An 11547-nucleotide genomic window follows, 5' to 3' on the forward strand; every position below is an offset into this window, starting at 1 on the left:
TGATGAGCATCGATTTACATTGCCACTCCACCATATCCGATGGTGCTCTATCGCCAGGTGAGGTAGTGCGCCGCGCCCATGAGCATGGTTGTACCTTGCTGGCGCTCACCGATCATGATCATACCGGTGGGTTGGTCGAAGCCCGCCAACAGGCGCAGCAGCTGGGGATGCGTTTGATTAATGGCGTTGAAATTTCCGTGACTTGGCGCGCACGTAGTATCCATGTGGTGGGGTTGGATTTTGATGATCGGCACGAAGGTTTGCAGCAACTGCTGGCACAGGTACGCGCAGGGCGCATCATGCGTTTTCAGGCAATGGCTGCAAAATTGGCGCACAAAGGCATTGCCGATGCGCTCGTTGGCGCATCGGCGTTGGTCACCAATCCCGACATGCCCAGCCGCACCCATTTGGCACAATTCTTGGTGGATAATGGTCATGTCCGCAATAAGGCTGAGGCGTTCCGAAAATACCTAGGAGAAGGGAAGCCTTGTTGTGTCAAACATCAATGGGCGGATTTGGGCGAGACCATTGGTGCCATCACAGCAGCAGGTGGGCTGGCCGTGATTGCCCATCCCATGCGTTACGATTTATCGGCCACAGCCAAGCGCAATTTGTTTGAAGAGTTTAAAGCGCTGGGTGGTGTGGCTATTGAGGTTCACAGTGGGCGCTCATCGCTAAACGACAGGTTGAACTATGCCTTATTGGCTGAGCGTTTCGATTTGATGGCCAGCTGTGGCAGTGACTTCCACCGGGTTGGTGATTTTGGCGGCGGGGATTTGGGGCGGTGCCCCGAGTTGCCACCGATTTGTCAGCCGGTATGGACACGGTTTCAGGCAGCCTGAATAGGGCTCAATGCTGTTCACACACAATAATCACAACAATAAATGAGAGGATTTCATCATGCTCAATTTTTTGCCATTCATCCAGAAACGCCACAAGAGCGCTTAATCAAACAATGCACTGAAATTGTGCGCCAAGGTGGCGTGATTGCTTATCCTACGGACTCTTGTTATGCCTTGGGTTGCCAACTGGGGAATAAAGAAGCCATGCAGCGCATTTTGCAAATACGCGGCATCGATCAAAAACACCATTTAACATTGATGTGCCATGACTTAAGCGAGCTGGGCACTTATGCTCAAGTAGACAACAGCCAGTTTCGCTTGCTCAAGGCCACGACACCAGGAAGCTATACATTTATTTTAGGCGCGACCAAGGAAGTACCAGCGCGCACCCTACACCCCAAGCGCAAGACCATTGGCTTGCGTGTGCCTGATAACAAGATTGCATTGGCCTTGTTGGCTGACTTGGGTGAACCCATGTTGTCGTGTACGTTGATGTTGCCTGAAGATGAAGCACCATTAACTGATCCTTATGATATACGTGATCGTTTGGAGCACAGTGTTGATTTGGTGATTGATGGTGGCTGGTGTGGTACCGAACCAACCACGGTGATTGATATGACACAAGGCATTGAATTGGTACGCCAGGGCAAAGGCGACAGCACCCCATTTGGCTTGTGAAAACCGTTACAATCCAAGCTGCCTGAACAACACAGAAAGAACCGAAGAAAGAATATATGGATGCTTCCTTGATTTTACTGGCGATATTGCCGATGATTTTTGCGTTTACTGTGAGCGAGGCCGCGCGTGGCTTTGCGGCGTATTACTGTGGCGATGCCACGCCCAAACAATACGGTCGCCTTACCTTTAATCCGACATCACACATTGATCCCATTGGCACCATTGTGGTGCCTTTGGTGTCGTTTGCCATTAGTTCATTGAGTGGCATGATGTTTATTTTTGGTTGGGCCAAACCCATGCCAGTGGATCCGCGCAATTTCCGCAATTGGCGGCAAGGCCAACGGTTGGTGTCTTTGGCGGGGCCGCTGTCGAATTTCATGATGTGTTTTGTGTGGGGTTTGGCCATTGTCGTGAGTCAATGGGTGCCTGTCTCATTTCAAGATCCACTCAGTAAGATGGGCATGATTGGCATCAGCTTCAATGCGTGGATTATGGTGTTGAGCTTGTTGCCTATTCTACCCATGGATGGTGGACGTATTGTGGATAGCTTCTTGCCACCTAAAGCCTCTATGCAATTTCACAAAATTGCGCCATATGGCACTTGGATTATTCTATTTTTATTGATTTTCGGGATATTGCTGCCCATTATGCGCCCCATCGTGCTGGTATTTTTGCATTGGTAATGAAAGTGATACTGCCGCTGATGTAAGCCCATCATCGGCTTTCACAAGCGGATTAACAAGCTGCTGACTCATCAGCAGCTTTTTTTATTTGGCTAAAGCAACAATGCTGTGTTGGTTAAATAATTTACATGAATTATTTTTTCTTACGGAACTAGAACTTTTTGTTAAGTCTCTTGTCATAACCCAAAATCATAAATGGATGGTAGCCGCTCATTCTTGTGGGCTGCTGATTAAATTGCATGGAATACACAGAAAAATTAGCTCGTCCCGCAGAACACAAGATGGTCGTGACCCGTAAATGGGTATTTTTGTGCTTGATGTCGGCGTGGACGTTTGGCATGGCAAAAACACCTGAGCAGACGGCTAAGCCAGTGGCAAAGCGAGTGTGCACTGATTGTCATCCCGGTCTTTTGCCAGCAGTAGCACTGGCCGAGCGGGCCTTCCAAGCCCGAAAACAAGGGCAATGGCCTGAGGCTGAGGGCTATTATCAAGCCCTCAGGAAGCATTATCCCGATCAAAAAGATGGTTGGCTTGGGCTGGCGCTGGTGGCCATTGATACCCAGCGTTATACACAAGCTCAGGGCTTATTGGCTGCCTATAAGAAACGATTTGGTGAGGATGATGGTTTTGAATCTGCTCAAGATTATTGGGTAGAACAATATTTATCGCCAATGGAACAATTGGCGTATTTCCAAGAAAAAATAAGCAAAAAGCCCGGTGATCGCAACGCAGTGCTGCAAACATACCGGGCCGCAGCCAAATTGGGTGCTTTCCCAGTGCAAAAAAACCTGTTGCAGCAGTATCCGCAGTATTTTTCACCTGGCGATGCGGTGTGGTTGGCTCATGATGAAGCGGTTAAGTTGCATAAAATTGCGGTTAAACCCAGTGATTACCAAGCCGCTTATGCCACCTTGCAATCGGTTTACCATCAATCAGAGCAAGATGCGCCTGTGTATCGGAAAAGCCTGCAAGATGGCGTGGTCTTGGCTGGATCAGCCAGTCAGCCTAAGCAGGCATTGTCCCTTTATCGGCAGCTGTCCACTGAAGAGCAAAACGCCGCTTATGTACAAGAGGCCGTGGCCGATGCGTGGCTGGCCACTGGTTCTCCGTTTAAAGCCGGTGCTGTTTATCAGCGGTTGTGGTTGGATAAGGAAGCCGCCGGGCAGGAGACGTTTGCGCTACAACGAAAACGGATTCAGGCAGCCGCCGATGCGCAGCATTTTGATCAGGCTTGGCAGATATTAGAATCTTTGCGTCCCCAGCAGCGAATCAATGATTTTACTCGAACTCAACTTTTAAACAATGATGGTTACCAAGCGGTTTATTTCGACAAAGTTCGAGTATCAGCTTGGCGTGGTGATTTTAAACAAGCACATCAATTGATTGATGACTGGTTGAATACGTTGCCTGGGGATGCTTGGGGCCATCAACTCAAAGGCGATGTTTATCGGTGGCAGGGAAGACCGGATGATGCTTTAAAAGAATATAGAGAGGCGCAAAGCAAAGTGCCAGAGCCCAATCAATTTGCTCCTTCAGTGGCGCAGGTGATGTTGGACAACCAAAATTGGCCTGAAGTTAAATCGTATTTGGCTAAATTTGGACAAACTGACAATGCGGATTGGCAAGAATATATACGCAAAACCTCGAAGGCGCGTGCGCCAGAACTGTGGATTGATTCTAGTGTGGGGCGAAATACTCATCCTCAGGAACTGGGCAATGAGAATAGCCACAATGTATATTTATACAGCCAACGAAGCTTAGATGGTTACCGTGCTTTGGTGCATTACCATACCGATGAAGTGCCTGTGGGCAATGATTCTTTACGCCAGCAACGTGTTGGTGCCGGTCTTGATGTTGACCGAGATCCTTGGCATGCACAAATTGAGGCTGGTAAAGGGGTTGAGCTGAACAAGCGTGGCTATCTGAGTGCCAATCTGGATTATCGGTTGAATCAATCTTGGACGTTGTCGGTCAATGGTCAAATCAACAGTGAAAACACGCCTCTTCGCGCCATTAATCAACAGACTTATGCCAATGAGATAGCGGCGAGCGTTCAATACAGTCATTCACCTTTATGGCGCATCAACCTAGGTGGGTCTTTTTTAGATTTTGATGATGGTAATCATCGAAATAGTGGATTTGCGTCTTTCAATCATGTCTGGTTACAGCATGACCGCTGGCAATTAGATCAGACGGTTAGGTTCGATTGGCAAAAAAATCGACAGTTGACCGGCGTGGATTACTACAACCCTGATTCCGCCCATGCCTTGTGGACAGAGGCTCGTGTGAGTTATAGCCAGCCTTTTGATCAAAACATCAAGCTAAAACAATCGATCACGCTGGGAGGTGGTCGTTATTGGCAAGCTGATTACAACGCTGAAAAAACATGGCTATTGCAATATGGTCAAGAATGGCAGCTGGGTGAGGCGGCATTCCTGCAATTGACGGCAGGTAGAAAACGCTCGGTGTATGACGGTCGGCCTGAATACCAGAATTTTGGACAGCTGGGTTTCGGCTATCGTTTCCATTGATGGAGTCTACACATGAAAAAAATAGCCATGCATTTGAGAAAGACTACCGTTCACGCCATGATATTGAGCTTCATGATGCTCATGTCTTGGGTTGCAGTGGCACAAAGGTTGCCTGTATTGGCCTATCACGATGTCGATACAACAGCATTAAAGCAAACTGTGATTAAACCGCCGGAAAAAAAGATTGATGGGGTTTATTACCGCCATTTTTATCCGCAAACGATTTCGGTGCCCAATCTGGTTAATCATTTTAATTGGCTTCAGCAACATGGTTATCAGCCAGTAAGCTGGCAGCAAGTGGTAGATGCCCGTGCTGGTAAACGAGCATTACCGGAAAAACCAGTATTACTGACATTCGATGATGGCTATGAGAGCTTTTATCAGAATGTTTATCCCTTATTGAAGGCATACCGCTTTCCGGCTGTGTTTGCTGTGGTGACTTCTTGGCTAGAAGTGCCTGATCAACAAATGGTGCCGTATGATAAAAATCTATCACTGCCGCGAAAAAACTTTATGTCATGGGCGCATCTCAAAGAAATGAGTGACAGCGGGTGGGTTGAGGTGGCATCACATACCCATGCTTTACACAAAGGAGTGGTTGCCAATCCTCGGGGCAGTGTTATTGCGGCCGTGTTGGCACCGATTTACCAAAATGGGCGCTATGAAAACAAAGCGCAATATCAAGCCAGGTTAGAAAATGATTTCGAAACCTCTGCTCGATTGATTGCTCAGCACACAGGCAAGCGACCCCGTGTCATGGTTTGGCCATATGGGCGGTTCAATCAAGTTGCTCAACAAGCTGCTGCTCAAGCGGGGATGAAAGACAGCTACACCCTCAATGACGATGTTGATAACGAGACAGGTCGTGCTGTTTTGGGGCGCTTTTTGGTTGAGGAAGAAAGCACCTTGGACATGCTGGGCCAATACCTCAAAAGCGAACTCAAATCGCCAACGGTTCAGAGGGTAGTGCATGTGGATTTAGATCGGGTTTACGATAAAAATCCCACGCAACTAAATCGCAACGTGGATGCATTGATTGAGCGCATCAGCCAGCTTGGTGTGACCACGGTGTATTTGCAGGCCTTCGCGGATGAAGATGGTAATGGCGTGGCTGAGGCGTTGTATTTCCCCAATCAATACTTGCCGGTCAAAGCGGATTTATTTGGTCAGGTGGCGTGGCAAATACTCACACGGGCACATGCTGATGTTTATGCTTGGATGCCAGTGTTGGCTTTTGATTTGGGCCATTCATACACCTACATAAATGATGGCCGCACTGGCAAACCGAACCCACGACACTACCAAAGGCTGTCACCCTATTCAGACGCCAATTTAAAGGCAATCCAATCAATTTATTCCGATTTGTCCTTTTATGCCAAATTCAATGGATTGCTGTTCCATGATGATGCGTTTATGGATGATTTCGAAAGTGCTGGTTCTGCTGCCCACCCTCAACAAGAACCTGGGGATTTGGCACAGGCACGCCGAAAAGAGCAGGATCTCATCAAGACGACAGACCAGTTGGTTCGTGCAGTGAAGCCGTATGCGATGGGTGGATTTGAACCGCATTCTTTTTTTACAGCCAGAAATATTTATGCCAGCGTAATCATGAACCCTGAAGCACAGGCCTGGTTTGCACAAAGCTTGCCTGAAATGGCAAAACATTATGATTATGTGGCGGTCATGGCGATGCCATATATGGAGCATGAGCAACCCATCTCCACCAAAACAGCGGCAGCTTGGTTGACGCAGTTAGCCCAAACTGCAAAACAGCAAGCCAATCCCAACAAAATGGTGTTTGAACTACAAGCCACTAATTGGCATACGCAAAAGCCGATTGCCACGGCTGAGTTATTGAATTGGATGGCTATTTTGAAAAAAAATGGCATTCAAAACATGGGCTATTACCCAGATGATTTTGTGAACAATCATCCGGATCTGCAGCAATTGAAACCGGTTTTTTCGTTAAAAGACTTTTGATGCCACCACCAACAATAAAAAGACTCAGACATGAATGTGGATAATTTTTTTGATTTTGTCGTGATTATTGTATTTATCTATCCAGGGGTGATGGCGATTCATTGGACGGTGATGGGGTTAATTTATTTTTGGAAACATGAAAGACACATGCCCGTGCCGACTTATCAGGAAGGGCAGCCAGCGCCAAAAGTCGCTATTTTGATTCCTTGTTTTAATGAAGCCAAACATTTGCGTGAGTCTATTCCATATTTTCAAAAACTGCATTATCCACAGTTTGATTTGGTATTCATCAATGATGGTAGTACTGATGAAACCGCAGTCATCATTGATGAGTGGGCAAATCAGTACAGTAATATCCACGCTTTGCATAAATCCAATGGCGGCAAAGCCAGTGCACTCAACATGGCCTTGGCTTATGTCGATGCCGAATACGTGATTTGTGTGGATGCCGATGCCATCTTGGATGAATGGGCGCTGGATTATATGGTGCAGCGCCTCAGTAGCGATGCCTCAATAGGCGGGGTAACTGGCAATCCCCGTGTGCGTAACCGTAGCACCTTGCTTGGCCGCCTGCAGGTGGCTGAATTCAGCTCCATTATTGGCCTAATCAAACGGGCACAAAGCTTGATGGGCACGTTGTTTACTGTATCCGGTGTGATCTGCGGATTTAAAGCTGCGGTGTTGAAGCAGGTGGGCGGGTGGAGCACCAATATGATTACTGATGACATCGATATTAGCTGGAAGGTTCAGCGTCAAGGGTACAGCATTGCCTATGAGCCTCGTGCCTTATGCTGGGTCTTGATGCCGGAAACATTTAAGGGTTTTTATAAGCAACGATTGCGTTGGGCGCAAGGCGGAGCCGAAGTCGTTTTCCGCTACATGCCGTTTATGTTTGGTTGGAAAAATCGGCGGTTTTGGCCGTTATATCAGGAATATTGCTTAACCGCATTGTGGTGTTATTCCCTGATTGCGCTGACTATATTTTCTTTGCTGAATTGGGCTTTGGTGAGCCAGCAGTTAACAGTTGGTTTACTGCAAATCAACAGTGTTTTGTTGCTGGCATTTTTTATGTTCCAGTTCTCAATCAGCCTGTATATCGACAACCACTATGAGAAAGGATTGAGCAAATATTTTTTCAGCAGTATTTGGTATCCCTATGCTTATTGGGTAGTGAATTTAGTGACTTTGGCTATCGGTTTGCCCAAGGCTCTGATTCGAAATAGAAATAAGCAAGCCGTTTGGAAAAGCCCCGACAGAGGAGTATAAAAATGCAAGCACAAAACCAACACAAATTGTCATTTGTTATTAATAACCATCATTTATTGCCATTTCGGCACAAACTGAAATATGGATTAGCCACCACCATTACTTGGACTGTGTGGATATTGACGTGCCTATTGTTCTTTGGGGTTGGCTCGGCTGACCAAAGCACCGTCAGTATGCCCATCCAACCTTGGTATTGGCCGACCCTGACCAAATTGGTTGTCTTGGCATTGGTGGTTCAATTGGTTATTGCCATGCAATGGGCATTGTTGTCTGCGCGCTCGGCGCCTAAAGTAAAGCAATTGCCACGGCAGCCGTCTGTTAGAGGGTGCTAAGCCATTTGCCCCAAGGTTAATCTGTCTAGATTGGCCCAATCTTGCTGGGTCTGTACGTGCTGGAAACCTTGCTGTTCCATAGCGGCGCGTACGGCTCGCCCTTGATCAAAGCCGTGTTCCAACATGAGCCATCCTGCTGATTTCAGGAAACAGGGCGCTTGAGCAATGATGGTACGAATGGCAGATAAGCCATCGGCAAAATCGGTGAGCGCGTGGCGCGGCTCAAAGCGCAAATCGCCTTGTTGTAGATGATGGTCCTGCGATTCAATATAGGGCGGATTGGAAATTAGCACGTCTAGGCTGTGTGCCTGTGGTCGTGGATTGGCGTCAAACCAACTACCCCATCCCAGTGTGATGGTTGCCTGAAATGCGTCAGCATTGCGCTTGGCAATGGTTAATGCATTGGCGCTGACATCCGATGCCCAGATGTGGGCGTCTGGGCGTTCACAGGCAAGGGTCACCGCAATGGCGCCACTGCCCGTACCGAGGTCCCAGAGAGCCCCATTGGGGGGCAATCTGCTTAAAGCAGCATCAACCAAATGTTCGGTTTCTGGTCGGGGAATCAATACATCTGGCGTGACTTCGAAGCGACGACCATAAAATTCGCGCTCACCCAAGATATAAGCCATCGGTTCGCCTCGTTGCCGCTTAGCCGCTGCTTGTTGCAATGCTGCCCATTGTTTTTCAGGCAGCCTTTGCTGGCCATGAGTCAGTATTTGTGCGTGGGTAAGTCCGGTGAAGTGCTGCAACAGCATCCGAGCTTCTAATCGTGGCAATGCGCACTGGGCCAGCCAATCAGTAATGGTATCTGGGTTCACAACTCGGGCCTCAAAGCAAAAACAGGGTCGCCAATCCTAGGAAAATCAAAAAACCGCCTGAGTCGGTAACGGCTGTAATCAATACGCTGCTGCCCAAAGCTGGGTCGCGGCCCCATTTCTGCATGGCTACCGGAATCAGCACGCCCACAGTGGCCGCCAGCAATAGATTTAATGTCATGGCGGACACCATGACCAAGCCAATACCGATGCTGTGGTAGAGCAAAAAAGCCACCGAACCCATCACGGAGCCCCAGATGATGCCATTGACTAAAGCCACGCCAACCTCTTTGCGCAATAAGCGCCAAGCTTGATTGGTGCTCATTTGCCCAGTCGCCATAGCACGCACAATCATGGTAATGGTCTGGTTGCCTGAATTGCCGCCAATCCCAGCCACAATAGGCATCAGCGCTGCCAAAGCCACAATTTTTTCTATTGAGCCTTCAAACATACCAATCACTCGGCTGGCCACAAACGCGGTACACAAATTGATGGCGAGCCACATCCAGCGGTTTTTAACTGAATCAATTACGGGGGCAAATAAATCTTCTTCTTCTTGTAAACCCGCCATGTTTAACATATCGGCTTCTGATTCTTCACGAATTACGTCCACCATTTCATCCACGGTGATGCGGCCAATCAGTTTTTTGTTGCCATCCACCACCGGTGCGGTGACCAAGTCATAGCGTTCAAAAGCCGCAGCGGCCTCTTCGACATCGTCTTCTGGTCGAAATGTAACCACATCATCCGACATGATTTCTGAAACCAAGGTGTCGGTGTCCACCACCAGCAATTTGCGTATGGTGAGCACCCCTTGCAGGACATCGTCGTCATCGACCACGAAAATTTTATCAGTGTGGTCAGGCAGACTTTCAAAGCGGCGTAAGTAACGCAAGACCACTTCACAACTCACATCTGCGCGAATGCTCACCAATTCAAAGTCCATTAAAGCACCAACTTGGTCGTCTTCAAACGACATCGCGGCGGCTACTTGCGCCCGTTCTTCTTCATCGCGGGTACTTAAAGCCTCATAGACAACCTGATTGGGCAAATCTGGTGCCAATTCGGCCAGCTCGTCAGCATCCAAATCATCCACTGCTGCCAAGAGCTCATCTTTGCCCATGGCCTCAATCAGGGTTTCACGAACTGGCTCGGATACTTCCAGCAGCACTTCACCATCTTCATCTGGTACCGCCAGCTTCCACACCAATACACGCTCTTGCAGCGGCAGTGATTCCAACACCACGGCCATGTCGGCGGGATGCAGCTCATGCAAAACACTGATGAGTTCTGATAAGGTGTGATTGAGTTCGGCATCCGCTAAGGTTTCGCCCAAGCCAATTTGGGCATACACCGGCAGCAGTGATTCTGCCAGTTTGTGGATGCGGTCAATGTCGATGTGCAGGCGCTCCAAATCATTGGGCTCGCGCGTGCTGGTGTCTGTGGCGCTCATGGTCGCTCCGTTGCCTAAGCAACGGCCAACCGCCACTCAGGGGGATTTAATTGATTGAAGATGTTTTAAAGGCCAAAGCCCAACTCGGGGGTTCCATAAAAAAATCCTGCGAAAGCAGGTAAAGTGGGAAACGAGCGTTATTTTACACATTTTCTCATGCTGATGTGACGCTTTTATTGCCCACTTACCGGTTTGGATTGAACGGTAAAGTGGTTAGTAGCGGGTATGGCTGGCTTCATAACCCGCTTTGACTTCGCCATAGAATTGATTGCTGCCGCTGGCGTGATTGCCGTGGGTGGCACACGCTGACAATACGATTGTGGTGCCCAATGCTATCCAGGTCCATGCGTTTTTCATGAGTTACTCCTTTATTGAAGACAAATGGTTCTGCGCCACGACAACATAATGCTGGGCAGAATAGGGTAAAAAAGCTTTTTCTTGCTCGGTAAGCACTCGTACCGGTTGTACGGGGCTGCCCACATATAAATAACCACTGTGTAAGTGTTTGCGTGGCGGTACTAAGCTGCCTGCCCCTATCATCACGTCGTCGTCAATAACCACATCATCCAATACCACGGTATTGATGCCCACCAATACGCGGTTGCCTATGGTGCAGCCGTGTAGTGTGACATGATGGCCGATGGTCACGTCTTCACCGATGTGCAATGGAGAACCATCAGGCTTGGTCTTACTTTTGTGGCTTACGTGCAGCATACAATGATCTTGAACATTGCTGTTGCGGCCAATCTCAATGTGATTGACATCGCCGCGGATGACAGCAAAAGGCCATATCGATACATTTTCTCCCAATGCCACGTCGCCGATTATCACCGCCATGTCGTCAATATAGCAGCCAGCACCGATGCTGGGCATGGTCGTCAAATATGGGCGAATATTGTTTTTCATGAGTTTGGCCTTATTCTGGAAGAAACCAAAGATGAGTTTAACGTATGTGCGCGCGCTTGGT

General features: G+C 48.4%; 11 protein-coding genes. 7 read left to right on the forward strand and 4 right to left on the reverse strand.

Features of this window, described 5'->3' with window-relative positions; translation table 11 throughout:
• The first annotated feature begins 2 nt into the window (after positions 1-2).
• From A2F46_RS02385 to A2F46_RS02415, 7 genes are all read left to right on the forward strand, one after another.
• Positions 3-842, forward strand: coding sequence for a PHP domain-containing protein (locus A2F46_RS02385; RefSeq protein ID WP_066566122.1), 840 nt, complete (start codon positions 3-5; stop codon positions 840-842).
• A gap of 42 nt (positions 843-884) precedes the next feature.
• A complete protein-coding gene (locus tag A2F46_RS02390; protein ID WP_066566125.1) occupies positions 885-1520 on the forward strand; it encodes an L-threonylcarbamoyladenylate synthase in 636 nt (211 codons plus the stop codon).
• Positions 1521-1576: 56 nt separating this feature from the next.
• The gene (locus A2F46_RS02395; RefSeq protein ID WP_066566129.1) at positions 1577-2203 is read left to right on the forward strand and encodes a site-2 protease family protein; all 627 of its coding nucleotides are present in this window, start codon (positions 1577-1579) and stop codon (positions 2201-2203) included.
• 239 nt (positions 2204-2442) lie between these two features.
• Entirely contained in the window at positions 2443-4734 is a 2292-nt protein-coding gene (gene pgaA, locus A2F46_RS02400) for a poly-beta-1,6 N-acetyl-D-glucosamine export porin PgaA (RefSeq protein ID WP_066566132.1), read from the forward strand.
• Between the two features lie 12 nt (positions 4735-4746).
• Complete coding sequence (pgaB, locus tag A2F46_RS02405) at positions 4747-6714, forward strand: poly-beta-1,6-N-acetyl-D-glucosamine N-deacetylase PgaB (protein ID WP_197457530.1); 1968 nt, start codon at positions 4747-4749, stop codon at positions 6712-6714.
• Between the two features lie 30 nt (positions 6715-6744).
• Positions 6745-7980 carry a poly-beta-1,6-N-acetyl-D-glucosamine synthase gene (gene pgaC, locus A2F46_RS02410; RefSeq protein ID WP_066566135.1) on the forward strand — a complete coding sequence of 412 codons (1236 nt, stop codon included), beginning with the start codon at positions 6745-6747 and terminating at the stop codon, positions 7978-7980.
• A 2-nt stretch (positions 7981-7982) separates the two neighbouring features.
• Positions 7983-8312 (forward strand): hypothetical protein, encoded by a 330-nt coding sequence (locus tag A2F46_RS02415; protein WP_066566138.1) that lies wholly within the window; start codon positions 7983-7985, stop codon positions 8310-8312.
• Here A2F46_RS02415 and prmC read toward each other — a convergent pair.
• The 4 genes from prmC to A2F46_RS02430 all read right to left on the reverse strand — a co-directional run bounded on the left by prmC (position 8309) and on the right by A2F46_RS02430 (position 11486).
• Positions 8309-9088, reverse strand: a complete 780-nt coding sequence (gene prmC / locus A2F46_RS02420) for a peptide chain release factor N(5)-glutamine methyltransferase (protein ID WP_369796305.1) — start codon at positions 9086-9088, stop codon at positions 8309-8311. The two genes, A2F46_RS02415 and prmC, sit on opposite strands and share 4 nt — an antisense overlap.
• A 52-nt stretch (positions 9089-9140) precedes the next feature.
• Entirely contained in the window at positions 9141-10580 is a 1440-nt protein-coding gene (gene mgtE / locus A2F46_RS02425) for a magnesium transporter (protein ID WP_066566141.1), read from the reverse strand.
• Positions 10581-10793: 213 nt separating this feature from the next.
• The gene (locus A2F46_RS12450; RefSeq protein ID WP_197457531.1) at positions 10794-10937 is read right to left on the reverse strand and encodes a hypothetical protein; all 144 of its coding nucleotides are present in this window, start codon (positions 10935-10937) and stop codon (positions 10794-10796) included.
• Between the two features lie 3 nt (positions 10938-10940).
• Complete coding sequence (locus A2F46_RS02430; protein WP_066566147.1) at positions 10941-11486, reverse strand: gamma carbonic anhydrase family protein; 546 nt, start codon at positions 11484-11486, stop codon at positions 10941-10943.
• Positions 11487-11547: the final 61 nt, after the last annotated feature.

The sequence above is a fragment of the Snodgrassella sp. CFCC 13594 genome (assembly GCF_001590725.1).
Taxonomy (GTDB): Bacteria; Pseudomonadota; Gammaproteobacteria; order Burkholderiales; family Neisseriaceae; genus Snodgrassella.

Bases quoted from the DNA above. Each gene is read 5' to 3' on its own strand.
- A2F46_RS02395 (WP_066566129.1), top strand. From the start codon at position 1,577: ATGGATGCTTCCTTGATTTTACTGGCGATATTGCCGATGATTTTTGCG.
- A2F46_RS12450 (WP_197457531.1), bottom strand. From the start codon at position 10,937: ATGAAAAACGCATGGACCTGGATAGCATTGGGCACCACAATCGTATTG.
- pgaC (WP_066566135.1), top strand. From the start codon at position 6,745: ATGAATGTGGATAATTTTTTTGATTTTGTCGTGATTATTGTATTTATC.
- A2F46_RS02385 (WP_066566122.1), top strand. From the start codon at position 3: ATGAGCATCGATTTACATTGCCACTCCACCATATCCGATGGTGCTCTA.
- mgtE (WP_066566141.1), bottom strand. From the start codon at position 10,580: ATGAGCGCCACAGACACCAGCACGCGCGAGCCCAATGATTTGGAGCGC.
- A2F46_RS02415 (WP_066566138.1), top strand. From the start codon at position 7,983: ATGCAAGCACAAAACCAACACAAATTGTCATTTGTTATTAATAACCAT.
- pgaB (WP_197457530.1), top strand. From the start codon at position 4,747: ATGAAAAAAATAGCCATGCATTTGAGAAAGACTACCGTTCACGCCATG.
- pgaA (WP_066566132.1), top strand. From the start codon at position 2,443: ATGGAATACACAGAAAAATTAGCTCGTCCCGCAGAACACAAGATGGTC.
- A2F46_RS02430 (WP_066566147.1), bottom strand. From the start codon at position 11,486: ATGAAAAACAATATTCGCCCATATTTGACGACCATGCCCAGCATCGGT.
- A2F46_RS02390 (WP_066566125.1), top strand. From the start codon at position 885: ATGAGAGGATTTCATCATGCTCAATTTTTTGCCATTCATCCAGAAACG.